Genomic DNA, 19,581 nt, shown 5'->3' with positions numbered 1-19,581 from the left:
AACGCTGTTCATCACCGCGGTGACGATCGGCGTGATCGTCGTGAACCAGATGATGCTCGCGCGTGAACGCCGGCGCGTGGCGGACATGAAGGCGGCATTTGCGGCGGCCTGAGCGCCCTCCTCTTCCCATCATTCGATAACAACCGATGCGCGCCGCCTCGTGCGGCGCGCGCTCTGAACACGCATTGACAGGCACACGACAAGGAGCATCCACAATGAAGAAGAAACTGATCTGCCTGCTGGTGGCCGGCGCGTTGCCAGGCATCGCGCTGGCCGACTCGACATCCGCCCAGATCAAGGCGCTGCAGGCGCAAGTCGCCGCGCTGCAGAAGCAGATGAAGGCGATGCAGGCGCAGCTCACCGCGAAGCCGGGCAGCACCGTCGCCGGCACGACGGGCAAGGCGGGCACGACCGGCGCGGCAGGCGGCGCAGCCGTCGCGGCGGCGAGCGTCGACGCGTCGTCGCCCGACTACGGCAAGGCGCCCGCGGTGCTGACCAACGACGACGTCACCGAGATGAAGCAGCAGATCGCGAACCAGCAGCTGAAGGTCGACTCGCTGTCGGACGCGGCCAACACCGGGCCGATCGCGGGCCTGTCGGTGACGGGCTACATCGATCCGACCTACATCTACAACCGCGCGGCCGGCGGGTCGTCGTTCCTGTTCGCGAACCACGAGAGCGCGTACAACTACTTCAACAGCACGTTCGGCGATCTCTACCTCGACATCAAGAAGACCTTCGGCGTCGGCCCGATGGCGCCGTCGGCCGAGATCACGCTGATGCCGAACCGCGGCAACGGCATCACGCTGCTGCAGAACTCGCGCGGCAACATCGGCAACAACATCCTGAACACGGCGGTCGTCAACGTGCCGATTACGGCCGAGACGACGCTCGTCGCCGGCCTGATCCCGAGCTTCGGCGGCTACGAGGTGCAGCAGTCGAACCAGATGCTCACGCTCACGCACAACCTGCTGTACGACTTCTCCGATCCGGGCAGCTACATCGGCGCCGGCGCGAACTACACGAAGGGCAACTGGGCGTGGAAGTTCTTCCTCGGCAACGAGCAGTACCGCACCTACGGCTCGGTCACGCAGACGGGCACCAATGCGCTCGGCGACCCGATCACGACCAGCAACAAGGTGCCGACCTTCACCGCGCGCGCGGACTACACGTGGTCGAGCGCGCTCGACATCGGCGGCTCGTTCAACATCGGGCGCCAGACGCTCGCGAGCGCGATCGATTCGAACGGCGTCGTTCACTACGGCCCGGGCGGCAACGCACCGAGCGCATATGGCGCATTCTTCTTCGGCGAACTCGACGCGACCTACACGCTCGCGGACGTGCAGTACAACGCCGAAGTCGACTACGGCCGGCAGGATCATGCGGCGTTCAACGGCGGGTTCGCGCAGTGGTACGGGCTGTCGCTGCTCGCGCACCGCAAGTTCAACGCGCCGGTGGTCGGCCGCATGGGCGTGACGCTGCGCTACGATGCGCTCGTCAACAGCAAGAACGGCGGCGGCGGCGGCGGCATCGCGCTGAACGGCAACGGGATGGATCCGAACAACGGCTTCGGCGTCGACGCGGACTGCCTCGCGACGTCGAAGGCGAACGGCGGCCTCGGCTTCGAGTGCAAGGGCGCGATCCGTCAGGACGTCGCGCTCGACCTGCTGTTCTATCCGACCCAGCAGATTACCGTGAAGGTCGAATACCGGCACGACTGGGCGAACAACAAGGTGTTCCTGCGCAACGACGGCTCGTACGGCAAGTCCAACGACCTGCTCGCGACGCAGTTCATCTACTCGTTCTGACGCTGGGCGCGCGGGACGCCGTGCGGCGCGCACGGCGTCCCGTGCCGTTTTTCGGGCACAAATCCGGCGCGTGTCGCGCCGCATGGAGGGAGTCGGTCTGATGACCCAGTCATTCACCCGCCGCGCCGACGCGCTCGCGCGCGACTCGTATTACGAAGCGACCGCCGCGCGCCCCGCGGTCGATGATCCTGTACTCGACGACACGCTCGACGTCGACGTGTGCGTGATCGGCGCCGGTTTCGCCGGCTTGTCCACTGCGCTCGACTGCCGCGCGCGCGGGCTGTCCGTCGCGGTGATCGACGCGCATCGTCCCGGCTGGGGCGCGTCGGGACGCAACGGCGGCCAGGCGATCACCGGCTTCGCGAAGGACGAGGAGATCGAGCGCCAGCTCGGCGCGAACGGCGCACGCGCCGCGTGGGCGCTGTCGCTCGACGGCGTCGCGCTGATCGCCGAGCGCATCGCGCGCTACGGCATCGACTGCGACTTCACGCGCGGCTACCTGACCGTCGCGACGAAGCCACGCCGCATCGACGACCTGCACGACTGGATGGACGCGGCGAAGGCGCGCTGGGGCCATCCGTCGCTGACGTGGCTCGACACCGGCACGATCCGCGCGCGCATCGCGTCCACCCGCTACCTCGCAGGCGTCTACGACCCGCTGTCCGGCCACCTGCATCCGCTCAAGTACTGCCTCGGTCTCGCCGATGCCGCACGCCGCGAAGGCGTCGCGCTGTTCGCGCACACGCCCGCGCTCGACGTCGTGCGCGGCGCGCGGCCCGTCGTGCGCACGCCGTCCGGCGAGATCCGCTGCCGGTTCGTCGTCGCGTGCTGCAACGCGGGCCCGGGCGGCGTGCTGCCCGCAGCGACCGCCGCGCGCATCGCACCGATCGCGTCGTACATCATCGCGACCGAGCCGCTCGGCCAGGCGCGCGCCGATGCGTTGATCGCACAGCGCGAAGCCGTGTGCGACAACAATTTCTTCCTCGACTACTTCCGCTTGTCGGCCGATCACCGGATGCTGTTCGGCGGCCGCGCGGATTCCGCGGGCGCGTCGCCCGCCGCGCTCGCCGAAACGATCCGGCGCCGCATGACCGGCGTATTCCCGCAGCTCGGCGACGTGCGCGTCGACTACGCGTGGGGCGGCTTCGTCGACGTCACGCGCAACCGCGCGCCGGATTTCGGCGCGCTCGATCCGAACTTCTTCTACGTCCAGGGCTTCAGCGGCCATGGCGTCGCGCTGACCGGCATCGCCGGGCGCACGATCGCCGGCGCGATCGCGGGCGACACGCGCGCGTTCGACCTGTTCGCGCGCCTGCGCCATCGCCGCTTTCCCGGCGGCGACGCGTGGCGCCAGCCCGCGCTCGAACTCGGGATGCTGTATCACCGGGTGCGCGAGCTGTTCTGAATCCTTCATTCGCTTTCCTGACCATGCAGACATTCGCGAACCAGCCGCATGCCGCGTCGTACTACGCGGCCACCGTCAACGATACGACCCGCCACCCGCCGCTTGCCGGCGCGACCGACGCCGACGTGTGCGTGATCGGCGCGGGCCTGACCGGCCTGTCGGCCGCGCTCAATCTCGCCGAGCGCGGCTTTTCGGTGACCGTGCTCGAGGCGTCGCGGGTCGGATGGGCGGCGAGCGGACGCAACGGCGGCCAGCTGATCGGCGGCTACGCGTGCGACATCGACACGTTCGCGCGCTATCTGCCCGACGCGGACGTGAAGCGCATCTGGGAGATGGGGCTCGAGACCCTGGCGCTCGTGAAGTCGCGCATCGCGAAGCACGACATCGACTGCGCGCTGGTGCCCGGCTACCTGACCGCCGCGAATACCGAGCGCGATGCCGATGCGCTGAAACGCTGGCGCGACGACGTCGCGAAGCGCTTCGGCCATGACCGCCTGCATTTCGTCGACGAGCAGGATCTCGGCGCCTTCGTGCAGTCGTCGCGCTATCGGGGCGGCCTGTACGACCCCGACAGCGGCCACCTGCATCCGCTCAACTACACGCTCGGCCTCGCGCGCGCCGCCACCGACGCCGGCGTGCGCATCCACGAGAACAGCTGCGTGACGCGCGTGCGCGACATCCCGGCCGGCCATCTCGTCGAGACGGCACAGGGCCATGTGCGCGCGCGCTTCGTCGTGCTCGCGTGCAACACGTATCTCGGTACGCTCGCGCCCGCGCTGTCGAAGAAGATCATGCCGGTCGGCACCTACGTGATCGCGACCGAGCCGCTCGGCGAAGCGCGCGCGGCCGCGTTGATGCCCGCGCGCGCCGCGATCTGCGACAGCCGCTTCGTGCTCGACTATTTCCGTCCGGCGCCGGACACGCGGGTCGTCTGGGGCGGCAAGGTCAGCTATTCGACGCTGCCGCCGCGCAATCTCGCCGCAGCGATGCGCGGCGACATGCTGAAGACGTTTCCGCAGCTCGCGGACGTGAAGGTCGAATACGCATGGGGCGGCTTCGTCGACATCACGATGAACCGCGCGCCGCATTTCGGGCGCGTCGCGCCGACGATGTATTTCGCGCAGGGTTTCTCGGGACACGGCGTGAACACGACCGCACTCGCGGGCAAGCTGCTCGCCGAGGCGATCGACGGGCAGGCGAGCCGTTTCGACCTGTTCGGCAAGGTCAGGCATCGCGATTTCCCGGGCGGCGCGCTGCTGCGCACGCCGGCGCTCGTCGCAGCGATGAGCTGGTATCGGCTGCTGGACGCATTCGGCTGGCATTGAGCGCGTACCGGCCGGTGCGCGCGGCGGGCGACCGGCCCGCGTGAACCGGCACGGCCATGCGGCGGCACGACACGCCGCGCGCGGCGCCTCCTCACGCCGCGGCTAGTCCGCCACCTTCTGCCGCATCGTGACGAACTCCTCGGCAGCGGTCGGATGAATGCCGATCGTGTCGTCGAACTGCGCTTTCGTCGCACCGGCGCGAATCGCGATCGCGATGCCCTGGATGATCTCGCCCGCGTCGCGGCCGACCATATGTGCGCCGACGACCCGCTGGCTGTCGCGCGCGACGACGAGCTTCATCAGCGTGCGCTCGTCGCGTCCGGTCAGCGTGTGGCGCAGCGCCTTGAACGACGTGCGGTAGATGTCGACGTCACGATGCACGTCCCGCGCGCGCGCCTCGGTGAGGCCGACGGTGGCGACCTCCGGCTGGCTGAACACCGCCGACGGCACCCATTCGTGATCGGCCGCGACGGGCCGTCCGCTGAACAGCGTCGCCGCCAGCAGGCCGCCGTCGCGCGTCGCGACCGGCGTGAGCTGCGGGCGCGACGTCACGTCGCCGATCGCATGGATCGACGCGACCGACGTCGCCGAATACGCATCCACCGCGATCGCGCCGCGCGCATCGAGCGCGACGCCCGCCTGTTCGAGCCCGAGGCCCTCGACGTTCGGCACGCGCCCGGTCGCATAGAGCACTGCGTCGTACGGCCCGTGCTGCGCGCCGCCGCCCCGCACGCTCAGCGTGCCGTCGTCGGCGCGCTCGATCGCGTCGACCGAGGTGCGGGTATGGATCGTCACGCCCTGCTTCGCCATTTCGTCGGCGAGGAAGTGCCGGACGTCGTCGTCGAAGCCGCGCAGGATCTGCTCGCCGCGATAGAACAGGTCGGCCCGGCTGCCGAGCCCGTTGAAGATGCCCGCGAACTCGACCGCGATGTAGCCGCCGCCGACCACCGCGATGCGTGCGGGCAGCGTCGCGAGCGACAGCGCCTCGCGCGACGTGATCGCGTGCTCGATGCCCGGCAGCGGCGGCAGCGACGGGCGCGAGCCGGTCGCGATCGCGATGTGGCGCGCGGTGACGCGGCGCTCGCCCACCGCGACCGTATGCGCATCGACGAGCGTCGCGCGCCCCGCATGCATCTCGACGCCGGATTGCCACAGCAGGTTGATGTAGATGCCGCTCAGCCGGTTGATCTCGCGGTCCTTCGCGGCGATCAGCGCGGGCCAGTCGAGCGTGCCCGCGCCGAAGGTCCAGCCGAAGCCGCGCGCGTCGTCGACTTCATGCGGGTAATGCGATGCGTAGACGAGCAGCTTCTTCGGAATGCAGCCGCGCAGCACGCAGGTGCCGCCGATCTGCTCTTCTTCCGCAATGCCCACGCGCGCGCCGAATGACGCCGACATCCGGGCCAGCCTGACGCCGCCCGAGCCGGCGCCGATCACGAACAGATCGTAGTCGAATTCCATCGCATGCCCTCATCACAGTTCAGCAGTTCGGATGACGGCACGATAGCAAGATTCCGGTTTTCTTGCGGGACGCGGCGCGCGCAAAAAAAAACGGCGAGAGACATTGCCTCTCGCCGGTCAATCCAGCTGCCGGGTGTGCCATGCGTCACCGATCGACCGCATGCCCGACCTGCCGGTTGCGTGGCACCGGCTCCCCCGCCCGCGCGGTCTGCGCGGGCGCGGCCGAGCCGGCCGCCATGCTCATGCCTGCGACGTGTCGCTGCCGTCGGTCGCTTGCGTATCGTCTGCGGCTTCCTCGGGCTTCTCTTCCTTCTTCTCGAGCATGCCTTCGAGCGCTTCCGCGCCCTTGAAGCCGGCGACCGCAGCCGCGGCCTTCGTCAGCAGGCCCGCATCCGGATCGAGTTTCTCTGCGGCCTCGACGGCCCCCACGGCACCCGCGATTTCGCCAATGGTGTTCAGGATACCCATCGTCATCCCCTTTCAATGTCAATCGTGCGACGCATCGTCCCACGAAAAAAACCGGCGGACTGCTTTTGTCATCACCGGATACACAATTTACGGACTATGCCGACCACGCCCGCCGCGCGCACCGCAGCGACGCGCGCGCGTGCCCATGGACACACGCCGGGCGATGCACGCAGATTAACGGAAAGGTGTCGCGCGCACTGTAAAAATATGTTCTGGAATACCGACGGAAGCCTTACGGCTTATGCATTCGGCTATGTAGCGCACGCTGCATAGTCGCGCGTGCGCATGAAGACCGATGCCGCGACGCGGCCGGATGCGCGCACAAAAAAAAGAGGCCCAACGCAAGCTGCCGGGCCTCTTCGTCATCAGCCGGACATCGGTCCGGCGTCGTGCGTTCGTCAGAAGATATTGCGCAGGCCGATCGCAATACCCGTCTGGTTGCTGCGGCCCGGCAGTTCGACGTTGGCCGCGCCGTTCGTCTTGTTGAAATCGACAGTGCCGTAGATCTCGGTGCGCTTGCTGAGCGCGTACTCGGCGATGCCGACGATCGCGTAGCGGTTGCCGCTCGAGAGCGTGCCGTTCGCGGTCATCGCGTTGCGCATGTGATCGTAGTAGAACGCGCCCGTCAGCGTCAGCGGCGCGCTGACCTGCCAGCTCACGCCCGCGTACGGACCGTCGTCGATGCGGCCGGTGCCCTTCGCGACCGGAATCGTCTGCTGCGCGAGCAGGCTGTCGACAAAGCCCGTGTCGTCCTTCGAGCGCAGGTAGCCCGCGTAGACCTTCGCCTTGCTGAACGCGTAGACGACGTTCGCGTGGTAGATGGTCTGCTTGCGCGCCGAGTTGTCGCTGTTCTGCTGTGCGCCGGCCGCGATGCTCAGCGGACCCATCACGTACGACAGCGAGATGCCCCACGCGTTGCCCTTGCCGAGCGAGCCGGGGATCTGGCCGGAGAAGCCGCCGGCGCCGGTCGACTCGTAGTTCGTGCCGGTCGAGTACATCGCGGTCGCGGTCAGCCCGCTGAACGTGCCCGTGTACTTGATCTGGTTGTCCGCGTACAGCCCGCCGCCGAGCGCGACCGGCAGCCATGCGTTTTCGAGGTAGTTGCCGACCGTCAGCGGATCGTAGGTGTCCGACAGCAGGTCGAACAGCGGCGTCTTCTGGCGGCCGAGGGTCACGGTGCCGTACGGGCTTGCCACACCGACGTACGCCGCGCGGTTGAACAGGCGGCCGCTGTCCGCAAACGCGCCGTTCTGCAGGTTCACGCCGCTCTCGAGCTTGAACAGCGCCTTCAGGCCGCCGCCGAGGTCTTCCGTGCCGTAGATGCCGAAACGGCTGTTGGTGATCGCGCCGTTCGTCATCGACAGCAGGCCGTCGTTGTTGGCGTTTGCGTTGGTCAGGTAGCGGACGCTGACGTCGGCGACGCCCCAGAGCGTGACCGAGCTTTGTGCTGCTGCGTATTGGCTGGCGAATGCCAGGAAGGCGCCCCCTGCGAGTGCTGCGAGTCTGGTGGTCTGCTTCATGAGCGTTCCCTTTTTGTTGGTGTCTCCGTTCATTGCCGGCCGCGTGCGCAGCCGGGTGGGATCGCGCGCGTTCTTGGCGCGCGCGATGAGGGCAGAATCATAAGACGAGCCAGACCCTTGAAAGAAATTGAAACGCGCTGCGACGGCCGGATTGTCGCCCGCACACAACGCTGCGCCGCGCGGGGCTTGCCTGTGCGGCAGCGGATGTCGGTGATTTCGCCCCCGGGGCGCGCGGCGATCCTGTAAGAATCGGCCGCGGCGAGGGCGGAAAGGACGCGGGAAGAGGGAGAGATCGAGAGGGGCGGGACGCCGTCAGCCGGCCGCGACGCCGCCCGCGCGGCGCACGCCGCGGGGGCGCGAAAGCTCAGTTCTTCTTCAGATAGCAGGCCTTCAGCATCACGCTCATCCCGTCGACCTTGCAATCGACTTCGTGATCGCCGCCGACGAGGCGGATGCTCTTCACCTTGGTGCCCATCTTCAGCGTGATCGACGAGCCCTTCAGCTTGAGATCCTTGATCAGCACGACCGAGTCGCCGTCGGCGAGCACGTTGCCGTTCGCATCCTTGACGATGCGCGCCGCGTCATCGTCGGACGCTTGCGGTGCGGCGCTCGGCCACTCGTGTCCGCAATCGGCGCAAATATAGTGATCGCCGTCGGGGTAGGTGTTCTCCATCGCGCATTGCGGACAGGCGGGAATCGTCGACATGGTGCAAGGTCCTGCGGTTGAAAGCCCGCAGTATACCGGCCCGGTTCCGGCAGCCCGGCGTCGTCAACAGCGAGCCGCACGCGCAGCCGTGAGCGGGCGCTGGCCGCGCCCGGCGAGCGGTCACTGCCCGAAACCCGTCAGCCCGACCAGCGCGCCGCCCGCGAGCAGCCACAGCGGATGGATGCGCGTGCGATACGCAAGCACCGCGCACGCGGCGGTGATGCCCCACTGCACGGCCGTGCGGTTCGACGCCTCCGCGATCAGCACCGCGCTCGCCGCGACGAGGCCGGCCGTGACGGGCATCAGCCCCTGCTGCACGTAGCGCCGCCACGGACGGTTGCGAAAGCGCTCCCACGCGTGCAGCGCGAGCACGGTGACGACCGACGACGGTCCGAACTTCGCGAGCGACGCGACAAGCAGGCCCTGCCAGCCGGCCACATGCCAGCCGACGAGCGACACGATCATCATGTTCGGCCCGGGCGCCGCCTGCGCTAGCGCGAACAGCGCGGTGAACTCGTGCGCGCTCATCCAGTGGTGCACGTCGACGACCTGCCGCTGCATCTCGGGCAGGATCGTGTTGCCGCCGCCGAACGCGAGCAGCGACAGCTGGCTGAAGATGGTCGCGAGCGCGATCAGCGTGTCGGTCATTGCGCGCCTCCGTCATGCGGGCCGCGCTGCTCCGCGTTGCGCGGTACGTGCCGCGCGTCTGCATCAGACGCGCCGGATACGCCGGATGCGCCGGATGCGCCCGAGGCGCTCGGCCCGGGCGTAGCCCGTTGCCCGGCCGGTGCCGCCGCCGGCGCCGCCACCGGTTCCGCCCCGCGACGCGCAGCGAGCCACACGCTGAGCGGCGTCAGCACGAGCATCGTCGTCAGCAGCGGCATGCGCAGCACGGCGATCGCGACGAATGCGAGCGCCGCGATGCCGGCCGCCGCGCGCGCGTGCCGCAGCGGCTTCGCGACCTTCACCGCCATCGCCGCGAGCAGCCCGGCCGCCGCGGCCGCCAGTCCGGCGAACAGATGCTGGACCCGCGGGTCGTTCTCGGTCTTCGCATACAGCACGCCGAGCGCGACGACGACGAGCGTCGGCCCGGCGATCAGCCCGAGTATCCCGGCGAACGCGCCCGGCACGCCGCGAAAGCGCATCCCGACCGCGACCGACAGGTTGATCACGTTGCCGCCGGGCAGGAACTGGCACAGGCCGAGCAGATCAGTGAATTCGTCGGCGGTGAGCCAGCGGCGCTCGTCGACGATCGTGCGCCGCGCGAACGGCAGCGCACCGCCGAACGACATCAGCCCCAGGGAGAGAAAGCCGGCGAACAGCTCGGCGAGCCCGACGCTGCGCGGGCGGCCGGCTGGCGGCGTGGAGACGGATTGCATGGGAGTCCTCGACAAACGACAGGTCGAGCGTACCGCCATCCGGCGCCCGCGCAAATCGATTTTATCGGTGTGTCGTTGTGATCTAGAATCACAAGCATGGCACGCGATCTCCCGCCCTTTTCCGCGCTTCGGGCCTTTGAAGCCGCGGCACGACACGAAAGCTTCAGCGCCGCGGGCAACGAGCTGCATGTGACTCACGGTGCCATCAGCCGGCAGATCGCCGGGTTCGAGGCCTGGCTCGGCAAGCCCGTGTTCCATCGGCTCGGCAAGCGCGTGAAGCTCACCGACGAAGGCCGCCAGTACCTGGACACCGTGCGCGCCGCGTTCGACAGCATCGCGCTGGCAACCGAGCGCCTGCGGGCCACCGGCACCGCGCGCGTGCTGCGCATCAATGCGCTGCCGACCTTCGCGATGAAATGGCTGCTGCCGCGGCTGTCGCGTTTCCAGCGCGACGTGCCGAACGTGGAGCTGAAGCTGTCGACGTCGAACGCGCCGCTCGACACGCTCGACGGCTTCGACGTCGCGATCCGCCGCGGCCCCGGCCACTGGCCGAACTGCGCGAGCGGCCGCTTTCTCGACGAGAGCGTGATCCCGGTGTGCAGCCCCGCGCTGCTCACGCGCACGCCGATCGCGCGCGCCGACGATCTCGCGCGCCATGTGCTGCTGCATTCGGATACGCGCCCGGAGGGCTGGCGCGACTGGTTCGCCGCGGCCGGCGCGACGCTGAAGGCACGCAAGCGGCAGTCGTTCGACCACTTCTACCTCGCGCTGCAGGCGGCGGTCGACGGACTCGGCGTCGCGCTCGGCCCGCTGCCGCTGATCGACGACGAGCTCGCGAGCGGACGGCTCGTGATGCCGCTCCCCGGCCCGCGCATCGCGACGCGCAGCTACTGGTGGATCACGCCGCGCGAGCGCGCGGACGAGCCGCTCGTTGCGCAGTTCTGCGCATGGCTGGAAGCACAGGCGAACACCAACGCATGACGCGTTGCGCACCCTCACACCTGATCGAAACGCAAGCGCTGCGCTGCCGCCCGTCCCCGCACACGTTGCAAGGCTGAAACCATTCCGCACGCGTCGCGTGCGCTTCCCGAGCGAATTCGCTGACGCGCCGCAGGCACGCTCCCCCCGTTATTCCAGCCGCTCCGCACCACGCCTGGCGCGCCGCCCGTCGGCTCCGCCGCCGCACGTTTCACGCCTGAAACATCGCCGCCTCCGAAACGTTGCACGGCTGCAAACATCGACCGCCCAGCCCCGGCCCGCGCGGCAATCCACGCGCTGGCCCGCTGCTTGCTCATGCAGCCGTGCAGACAATTACGACTGCACGGCCGAGCGGCTCGATGCAGGCGACAAACAATCATCAAGCAAGTCGGGGAAATCATGTCGAACATCATTTCGGCCGTCACACGGCTGCTGTCTCGCATCACCGCTCCTGTTACGCATCCCCTGACGCCGACGGCGCAACTTCGCGCCGTCGACGTCCGATGCGCCGACACGGTCCACACCGTCACCCGACGTCACGACGCCTCGATTCGATAGTCGAACCCCGGGAAGCCCCAGCGGGGCGCATGCGCGCCACGACGACGATCCGCGCCGTTCACGCGGTCAATGCCGCCTGAGGCCGCCCCGCGAGCAAACAAGCGCGCGGGGCGGCGACGGCTGCGAGACGTCGTACGCCCCGCAGCGCCGAGCCAGGCCTCCCGAGCCCCAAGCGCCGCGCCGATCCGGCCGGCGCATACCGACACGAAGGAGGCACCCACCCAGCAAACGACCCGATTCCGACACGACCAGAAGACCCATCGCGCCTCCGGACGATCGAGATCCCGTCCCGAATGCCAGTCTCGTCGCACCGGCCGCACTTTTCAGCTTTCAAGGGAGAAACCCATCATGAAGCAACCCGTACTGATCAAGGCGGCGCTTGCCGCATCGCTCGCTTGCGCGGCCGTCGCTGCATCGGCCGGCCAAACCAGCTCGACGTTCGGCGTGTCCGCCACCGTCAACGCAACCTGCCTGATCGACTCGGCGAGCGCGCTGACCTTCCCCGCCTACACGCCTGGCACCGGCGACCAGATAGCGCAGTCGGCGATCACGGTCCGCTGCACGAACGGCACGAACTTCAACATCGGCCTGAATGCCGGCACCACGTCGGGCGCCACGGTGACGAACCGCATCATGACGAGCGGCTCGAATCAGCTCAATTACGCGCTGTATCAGGATTCGAACCGCACGATCGTCTGGGGCAACACGCCTCCGACCGACACCGTCAACGGCATGGGCGCAGGCATGGCGATGGCCCAGGCGATCACCAAGACCGTCTACGGCAAGGTGCCGGACCAGCCCAACGCGGTGCCGGGCAGCTACGCCGACACGGTGACGGTCACCGTGACGTTTTAGTGCCGCGCGGGAGGGCCCGCCGCATCCCGCATGCGCGCGCCCTCCCCACCGGCCGCCGCCGCGCCCGTCGCGCGCAGCGCTGCGCATGGCGACGCGAATCTCATAGGGGTAGAACTGCGATGAAACCGAACATGTGCCAACTCGCGAAGTGGATCGCGGCCGCCGCGCTTGCGGCCGCATGCGTCGACAGTCATGCCGCGAACTTCACGGTGTCTCCCGTTCGCGTCGAGCTGTCCGCGGCGCACACGAGCGTCGCGCTCACGGTCAGGAACGAGTCGGCCGACGAGCCCGTGATCGTCCAGCTGCGTACCGCCGCGTGGTCGCAGAACGCGGGCGACGACGTCTATGCGTCCACCGGCGACCTGATTGCCGCCCCGCCCATTTTCACGATCCCGCCCGGCGCTTCGCAGGTCGTGCGGGTCGGCCTGCGACACGCGCCGAGCGCGGACCAGGAGACCGGCTACCGGCTCTATCTGCGCGAAGTGCCGCCCACGCCGAAGCCGGGGTTCGCCGGCGTGCAGATCGCGCTCGAAATGAGCCTGCCGATCTTCGTAAGGCCGAAGACCGACACCGCCCCTCGCCTGCGCTGGGCAGCGGACCCGCATCCGAACGGCGCCGGCATGCTCGCGCTGCGCGTGACCAACGAAGGCACGGCGCATGCGCAGGTGGCGAACCTCGAGCTGCTCACGCCGGGCAGCGACCGGCCGGTCGCCACGCATGCGGAATTCGCCTACATTCTGCCGGGCCAGTCGCGGCAGCTGGTGTTCAGATCCGGCTCCGGCGCCGCACCGGCCGTTGCTTCCGGATTGCGTCTGGTCGGCTACTCCGATGCGGGCAACATCGACTCCACGATCGCGCCGAGCGACCGCTAAGGCGGCGATCCTGATCGCGATCATCATGAACGCACGGATGACATTCGCGGACGAACGCCCTGTCGCGGCACCAGCGGCGCATGATGCGGCGGGCGGCACGGCGGGCGGCGCGGCCGAGCTGCTGTATCAGGTCGACATCAACCGGCAGGGGCTCGACGAAACCGCGCTGCTGATCAAGGCGAGCGACGGCGAATTCTACGTGTCGGCCGACGACCTGAAGCGCTGGCGGCTCAAGGTGCCCGACGTCCGGCCGCTGGCCGGCGCCGACGCGCCGTTCTACCCGCTGAAATCGATCGCGGGGCTCGCCTGCACGGTCGACGAGCAGAACCTGACGATGTCGATCAGCGTGCCTGCCGACGCATTCGTCGGCGCGTCGTTCGACGAGACGGTGCGAAACCGCCCGCCCGCGGTCGAGCCGGGCATCGGCGGCTTCTTCAATTACGACCTGCTCGCGGAGCAGGCCGCGGGCCAGACGCATGGCTCGGGCCTGTTCGAGCTCGGCTTCTTCAACCGCTTCGGCGTCGGCGTCGGCACGTTCCTCGCGGACGAGTCGGGCCCGACCCGGCGGCTGACGCGCCTCGAAACCACGTGGACGACCGATCGGCCCGGCAAGCTCGCCAGCCTGCGCATCGGCGACGCGATCAGCCGCCCCGGCATGTGGGGCCGCGCGATCCGCTTCGGCGGCATTCAGTACGCGACCAATTTCGCGACGGAGCCCGGGCTCGTCACGATTCCGCTCCAGGGCGTGAGCGGGCAGGCCGTGCTGCCGTCGACCGTCGACGTCTACGTCAACAACGCGCTCACGTCGACGCGCGACGTCGCGCCCGGCCCGTTCGCGATCAACAACGTGCCCGTGGTGACCGGCCAGGGCGACGTGCGGGTCGTGGTGCGCGACGTCATGGGCCGCGAGCAGGTGATCACCCAGTCGTTCTACGCGAGCGCGAATCTCCTCAAGCAAGGCATGCAGGACTTCTCGTACGAGGTCGGCAAGGAGCGGCGGGATTTCGGCCTGGCAAGCAACGACTACGGACGATGGTTCGCCAGCGCGACGCACCGGATCGGCGTGACCGACCGGTTCACCGGCGAGATCCACGCCGAAGCCGAAGCATCCCGGCAGAACCTCGGCGTCGGCGGCGTGATGCTGGCCGGGCCGCTCGGCGTCGTCAATGCGTCCGCGGCGGCGAGCCGCAGCGCCGACGGGCCCGGCGCCCTCGCGGCGATCGGCGTCGAGAGCCAGTCGGGCCTCGTCGACATCGGCGCGCACGCGCAATGGGCCACGCCGCATTTCGCGCAGATCGGGCTCGATCCGGACACGCCCGCGCCGAAGCTGCTGACGAGCTTCAACATCGGCGTCGGAATGGGCCGCTTCGGCTCGCTCGGGTTCGCGCACGTGTTCGTCGACGATCGCGACAACAACAAGGTTCAGCTGCTGTCGCTCAGCTACAGCGTTCAGCTCGGGCGCTTCGGCTTCGCGAACGTCAGCGTCAGCAAGCCGCTGAGCGGATCGGGCGCGACGACCGTCGGCGTCGCGTGGACGATACCGATCGACAACCGCACGAGCGCGTCCTTCACGATGACGCGCCAGCAGGGCGCCACCGACATGCTGGCGCAAGTACAGCGCAGCCTGCCGGTCGGCGAAGGATTCGGCTACTCGGTTCAGGCGGGCAACAACGCGCAGGATGCGAGCGCGATGCTGCAGACGCGCACCGGCACCTACAGCGTCGAAGCCGCGTCCTATCGCGGCCGGGCCGGCGTGCGGGCAAACGCGGCGGGCGGCGTCGCGTTCGTCGACGGCACGGCGCGCCTGTCGCGTCAGATCACCGACAGCTTCGCGCTCGTCAAGGTGCCGGGCTTCGCCAACGTCGGCATCCTCGCGGACAACCAGCTCGTCGCGCACACCGACGCCAACGGCGTCGCGCTGCTGCCACGGCTGCGCGCCTACGAAAGCAATCCGATCTCGATCGAGCAGGCCGACCTGCCGTTCGACGCGAAGATCGGCACGCTGAAGCTCGACGCGGTGCCTTATTTCCGCAGCGGCATGGCGCTCGAGTTTCCGGTCTCGCGTTCGCGCGGCGCGGTGCTCACGCTCGATCTCGAGAACGGCGCTCACTTGCCGGCAGGCGCGATCGTCACGGTTGACGGGCAAAAGGAAGCCTTCCCGGTCGGCCACGACGGCATCGTCTATCTCACCGGGCTGTCGGAGCAGAACCGCCTGCGCGCGACGTGGCGGGACCAGCAGTGCGACCTGACCGTCCGCTTTCCCGCCGGCGACGATCCGCTGCCGGACCTGGGCACCCATCTTTGCAAGGGAGTCACACCATGAGACATCGCAAGCATGCCGGGCGGCGTGACCGGCAGACGCGCCTGCGCGCCGCCGCGGCGGCGCTCGCGGCCGGCGCGGGCGTGCTGGCCGCGCTGCCCGCGCTCGCGGCGACGACCTGCACGTTGAATGCGCCGTCGTCGATGGTGTTCGGCACGTACGACACGATCAATGCCGCCACCTCCGCGATCACGATCTCGGTCAACTGCACCGGCAACGGCAACCCCACACCGATGGTGACGGCGAGCGCGGGCGGCGGCACCTTCGCGAATCGCGTGATGACGAGGACCGGCGGCACGCAGACGCTGGGCTACAACCTGTATCTCGACAGCGCGCACACGTCGATCTGGGGCGACGGCACGAGCGGCACGTCGGTGATTTCGTGGGGCAAGATCAACGGCGCCGGGACCGTCAACGCGACTGTGTACGGGCTGATCCGCGGCGGCCAGAACGTCGTGCCGGGCGGATACGCGGACCCGCACCTCACGATCACCGTCAATTACTAGATCGCCATCACGGACTCAGACAACAGGTGCAGACCATGAATCGAACCGAGACAGCGAGCGCCGCCGCATCGCGGCGCAGCCCATGCGGACGGACCCGCGCGGCGTCTGTCGCATCGAAGCGGGTCGCTCGCCGCACGCGAAGGCTGTTCGCCGCGACTGCCGCGATATCGACCGCCCTGTTGGCCGCCGCGCCGGGCCCGGCCGATGCGAAGCAGGCCACGCGGTCGGTGCAGGTCGGCGCGACGGTCCAGCCGTACGCGCGGCTCAAGGCGACCAGTCCGGCCCAGCTCGTGATCGCGAACAAGGATACGAGCATCGGCTACCTGAGCGTGACGAACGTCAACAACCCCGCCGGGACGACCCTTGCGGTCCAGACCAACGACCGGGTCGGGTACACCGTGCTGGTGCAGGTTGCCGCCGCCAGCCAGTCGCAGTTCAGCTCGATCGAGATCAGCGGAATCGGCAGCAAGGTCGTGCTTCCGGCGACGGGCGGCAAGATCGCCGTGCCGTATACGGCGCTCAACACGACCTTCACGGTGACCTATCGCTTCGTGTTCGCGCCGAAGGCGAAGGACGGGACCTTCGCATGGCCGGTGACGTTTTCGGTGCAGCCCAACCCATGACGGCCGGCGATCACCGGGGCCGGCGGCCATGCTCCGCGTCGCGGCTCACAGCACCGGCCCCGGCTCCTTCTCCTTGCGCAGGATCGCGTACAGCAGGATCGCGCCGAACGTCGCGGTGCCGATCCCGCCGAGCGCGAAGCCGCCGAATTTCAGCGAGAAGTCGCCCGCGCCGAGCACGAGCGTGACGGCCGCGACGATCAGGTTGCGGTTGTCGGAGAAATCGACCTTGTTGACGACCCAGATCCGCGCGCCCGTCACCGCGATCAGCCCGAACACGACGATCGACACGCCGCCGAGCACCGGGCCCGGAATCGTCTGGATCACCGCGCCGAACTTCGGCGAGAAGCCGAGCCCGATCGCGATCAGCGCGGCAACGACGAACACGAGCGTCGAGTAGATCCGCGTGACGGCCATCACGCCGATGTTCTCCGCATAAGTGGTCACGCCCGTGCCGCCGACGCTGCCCGACACGATCGTCGCGAGCCCGTCGCCGATGAACGCGCGGCCGACGTAGCGGTCGAGGTTCTGGCCCGTCATCGCGCTCACGGCCTTGATGTGGCCGAGGTTCTCCGCGACGAGGATCACCGCGATCGGCGCGAGCATCAGCATCGCATGCGGATCGAACACCGGCGCATGGAACGCCGGGATGCCGAACCACGCGGCGTGCGCGACGATCGAGAAGTCGACCGGCTTGCCGAGGCCCATCCCGTTGGTTGCGACCGCATAGATCGCGTACGCGATCACGAGGCCGACGAGGATCAACAGGCGCTGCAGCATCCCGCGCGCGAACACCGCGACGCCGCCGACCGACAGCACGGTGACGAGCGCCATCGCCGAATCGAAGGTCGACGCGGACACGCCCTTGACCGCGATCGGCGCGAGGTTGAGGCCGATCACCGCCACGATCGCGCCCGTGACGACGGGCGGCATCAGCGTCTCGATCCAGCGCGTGCCGACCGCCGACACGATTGCGCCGATCGCGATATACACGACCCCGCACGCGATGATGCCGCCGAGCGCGACCGGAATGTTCGGGTTCGGGCCGCTGCCGCCGTAGCCCGTCACCGCGATCACGAGGCCGATGAACGCGAAGCTCGAGCCGAGGTAGCTCGGCACGCGGCCGCCGACCAGCACGAAGAACAGCAGCGTGCCGACGCCCGACATGAAGATGCACAGGTTCGGATCGAAACCCATCAGCAGCGGCGCAAGCACGGTCGAGCCGAACATCGCGACCACGTGCTGCACGCCCATCGCGATCATCTGCGGCCATGACAGGCGCTCGTCGAGGCCGACGACGCGCGCGGCCGCGCCGGTCGGTTGGACCCGCCAGCGCGGGAAATAGGAATCGGACATCGGGTTACGCTCCTGGCTTGTCGGTCGCCCGGCTGCGACGGATGCGCCGGGCCTGGAATCTGGCGCGAAGTGTACGGAGCGGGAATGGCGCTGGCAAGCAGGCGCCGGCGCGGGGCGCGCAGAACGCGCGCGGGGACAGGGCCAGACCCGATGTGAGCAGGCGCTTACATCGGGCCCCGGCCCGGGACATCAGGGATTGATGTACTGGAACAGCGACAGGTTCTGCAACTGGACGAACGCCTTCTGCGCGCCGGTCAGCGCATTCTGCATCTGCAGGTACTGGCTGATCGTCGACACCATGTTCGTGCTCGTCAGGTCCGACAGGTTGCTCTGGATCTGCAGCGAGTTCGTCGACATCACCGTCTGCATCGCCTTGATTTCCTGCTCGCGGCCGCCGACCGACGCCTGCACAGTGAGGATGTTCGTCATCGTGTTGTTCAGCTTCGTCGTGCCGGTCGTCATCACGTTCGCGAGCGCGGCCGCCGCGGTCGTGCTGCTGCCGACCGGCGAATTCAGCGCGGCGATCATCGTATCGAGCGTCGCGAACACGTCGGTGCCGGCCTGCGGCGCGGGCGTGACCGAGAATGTGTCGCCCGGCGCCGGCGAGCCCGACACCGGCACCGTCAGGCCGTTGCCGACGGCGATCGCCGCGCCGTCCGTATACGGCTGCGCGGTCGGCGGCGGCGGCGGCGGCACGGCCGTGTTGTCCGTGACCGTGTAGGTCGGCGCAGCCGCGGTGCCGCCGAACGTGATCGTGAACTGGTGCGCGTTGGTCGCGGCCGACGGGTTCGTGATCGTCACCGCGCCGATCGTGCCGGTCCCGTTGTTGCCCGAGCCCGCCGCCGGCACCGGCTGGCTGCCGAGCATCGGCACCGACATGAACACGCTCGCACCGTTGTCGCCTTGCGAGATCGAGCGCGTGTCGGAGATCTGTACTTCGCGCGAACCGCTGTCGCCGCTGTAGGCCACGCCGCCGCCCGCCTTGTTCACGAACGGCGGCGTCGTCGACTGGAAGCCGGCGAACAGGTAGTTGCCCGCGCCGTCGGTCGTGTTCGCGAGCGTCACGAGCTGGTTGCGGTAGCCCTCGAGCTGGGTCGCAAGCGCCGAACGGTTGCTGTCGGTCAGCGAGCCGTCGCCCGCCTGGATCACGATCGTATGAATGCTGTTCAGCAGGCCGTTGACGCTCGTGAGCGTCTGGTCTTCCTTCTGCAGCGACGACAGTGCGACGTTCTGGTTCGACGAATACTGCGACAGCGTCGCCGACGTCATCGACAGCTGCACGGCCTGGGCCGCGCCGAGCGGGTTGTCGGCCGCCGTCGACAGGCTCACGCCGCTCGAGATCTGCTGGTAGAGCTGCGAGAGCTGCGCCTGCTGATCGTTCATCTGGTCGACGTTCAGCTGGAAGAATTGGGAGCTGGAAATCCGCATCGCCTCGGTCCTCGCTTGA

General features: G+C 68.7%; 16 protein-coding genes and 2 pseudogenes. 10 read left to right on the top strand and 8 right to left on the bottom strand.

What is annotated here, in order from left to right; all coding sequences use genetic code 11:
- The 4 genes and pseudogenes from ACV22Z_RS25800 to ACV22Z_RS25785 form a co-directional block, all read left to right on the top strand.
- Window positions 1-112 (top strand): annotated as a pseudogene (locus tag ACV22Z_RS25800) (putrescine ABC transporter permease PotI); the annotation flags it as partial.
- A gap of 103 nt (window positions 113-215) precedes the next feature.
- Window positions 216-1,808: a DUF3138 family protein gene (locus ACV22Z_RS25795; protein ID WP_448079106.1), complete on the top strand. Its 1,593-nt coding sequence runs from the start codon at window positions 216-218 to the stop codon at window positions 1,806-1,808.
- A 100-nt stretch (window positions 1,809-1,908) separates the two neighbouring features.
- Entirely contained in the window at window positions 1,909-3,213 is a 1,305-nt protein-coding gene (locus tag ACV22Z_RS25790; RefSeq protein WP_448079105.1) for an NAD(P)/FAD-dependent oxidoreductase, read from the top strand.
- 23 nt (window positions 3,214-3,236) lie between these two features.
- Window positions 3,237-4,538 carry an NAD(P)/FAD-dependent oxidoreductase gene (locus ACV22Z_RS25785; protein ID WP_448079104.1) on the top strand — a complete coding sequence of 434 codons (1,302 nt, stop codon included), beginning with the start codon at window positions 3,237-3,239 and terminating at the stop codon, window positions 4,536-4,538.
- A 102-nt stretch (window positions 4,539-4,640) separates the two neighbouring features.
- On the opposite strand, the gene gor is transcribed toward ACV22Z_RS25785, so the two are convergent.
- The 6 genes and pseudogenes from gor to ACV22Z_RS25755 all read right to left on the bottom strand — a co-directional run.
- Window positions 4,641-5,996, bottom strand: a complete 1,356-nt coding sequence (gor, locus tag ACV22Z_RS25780) for a glutathione-disulfide reductase (RefSeq protein ID WP_448079103.1) — start codon at window positions 5,994-5,996, stop codon at window positions 4,641-4,643.
- 240 nt (window positions 5,997-6,236) lie between these two features.
- Window positions 6,237-6,464, bottom strand: coding sequence for a hypothetical protein (locus ACV22Z_RS25775; RefSeq protein ID WP_448079102.1), 228 nt, complete (start codon window positions 6,462-6,464; stop codon window positions 6,237-6,239).
- A gap of 398 nt (window positions 6,465-6,862) precedes the next feature.
- Window positions 6,863-7,984 carry a porin gene (locus ACV22Z_RS25770; protein ID WP_448079101.1) on the bottom strand — a complete coding sequence of 374 codons (1,122 nt, stop codon included), beginning with the start codon at window positions 7,982-7,984 and terminating at the stop codon, window positions 6,863-6,865.
- A gap of 364 nt (window positions 7,985-8,348) precedes the next feature.
- Window positions 8,349-8,690, bottom strand: a complete 342-nt coding sequence (locus ACV22Z_RS25765) for a zinc ribbon domain-containing protein YjdM (RefSeq protein WP_448079100.1) — start codon at window positions 8,688-8,690, stop codon at window positions 8,349-8,351.
- 120 nt (window positions 8,691-8,810) lie between these two features.
- Window positions 8,811-9,338: a chromate transporter gene (locus ACV22Z_RS25760; protein ID WP_448079099.1), complete on the bottom strand. Its 528-nt coding sequence runs from the start codon at window positions 9,336-9,338 to the stop codon at window positions 8,811-8,813.
- 122 nt (window positions 9,339-9,460) lie between these two features.
- A pseudogene (locus tag ACV22Z_RS25755) lies at window positions 9,461-10,069 on the bottom strand (chromate transporter); the annotation flags it as partial.
- 96 nt (window positions 10,070-10,165) lie between these two features.
- Between ACV22Z_RS25755 and ACV22Z_RS25750 the strand changes: the two are divergent.
- From ACV22Z_RS25750 to ACV22Z_RS25725, 6 genes are all read left to right on the top strand, one after another.
- The gene (locus ACV22Z_RS25750; RefSeq protein ID WP_448079098.1) at window positions 10,166-11,050 is read left to right on the top strand and encodes a transcriptional regulator GcvA; all 885 of its coding nucleotides are present in this window, start codon (window positions 10,166-10,168) and stop codon (window positions 11,048-11,050) included.
- 903 nt (window positions 11,051-11,953) lie between these two features.
- Window positions 11,954-12,460: a Csu type fimbrial protein gene (locus ACV22Z_RS25745; RefSeq protein ID WP_448079097.1), complete on the top strand. Its 507-nt coding sequence runs from the start codon at window positions 11,954-11,956 to the stop codon at window positions 12,458-12,460.
- A 131-nt stretch (window positions 12,461-12,591) separates the two neighbouring features.
- A complete protein-coding gene (locus tag ACV22Z_RS25740; RefSeq protein ID WP_448079096.1) occupies window positions 12,592-13,332 on the top strand; it encodes a fimbrial biogenesis chaperone in 741 nt (246 codons plus the stop codon).
- Window positions 13,333-13,357: 25 nt separating this feature from the next.
- The gene (locus tag ACV22Z_RS25735) at window positions 13,358-15,655 is read left to right on the top strand and encodes a fimbria/pilus outer membrane usher protein (RefSeq protein WP_448079095.1); all 2,298 of its coding nucleotides are present in this window, start codon (window positions 13,358-13,360) and stop codon (window positions 15,653-15,655) included.
- Entirely contained in the window at window positions 15,652-16,158 is a 507-nt protein-coding gene (locus ACV22Z_RS25730; RefSeq protein WP_448079094.1) for a Csu type fimbrial protein, read from the top strand. The genes ACV22Z_RS25735 and ACV22Z_RS25730 overlap by 4 nt, the downstream gene beginning before the upstream one ends.
- 179 nt (window positions 16,159-16,337) lie before the next feature.
- Window positions 16,338-16,781 carry a hypothetical protein gene (locus ACV22Z_RS25725; protein WP_448079093.1) on the top strand — a complete coding sequence of 148 codons (444 nt, stop codon included), beginning with the start codon at window positions 16,338-16,340 and terminating at the stop codon, window positions 16,779-16,781.
- A gap of 45 nt (window positions 16,782-16,826) precedes the next feature.
- Here ACV22Z_RS25725 and ACV22Z_RS25720 read toward each other — a convergent pair whose 3' ends face one another.
- Together ACV22Z_RS25720 and flgL are read right to left on the bottom strand one after the other, a co-directional pair.
- Window positions 16,827-18,134, bottom strand: a complete 1,308-nt coding sequence (locus tag ACV22Z_RS25720) for a solute carrier family 23 protein (protein ID WP_448079092.1) — start codon at window positions 18,132-18,134, stop codon at window positions 16,827-16,829.
- Between the two features lie 189 nt (window positions 18,135-18,323).
- Window positions 18,324-19,562 carry a flagellar hook-associated protein FlgL gene (gene flgL, locus ACV22Z_RS25715; protein ID WP_448079091.1) on the bottom strand — a complete coding sequence of 413 codons (1,239 nt, stop codon included), beginning with the start codon at window positions 19,560-19,562 and terminating at the stop codon, window positions 18,324-18,326.
- Window positions 19,563-19,581 lie beyond the last annotated feature (19 nt).

This window comes from Burkholderia sp. PU8-34, from assembly GCF_053427725.1.
The sequence above is the reverse complement of the archived record's forward strand: the minus strand, read 5'-3'. Positions and strand labels throughout refer to the sequence as shown.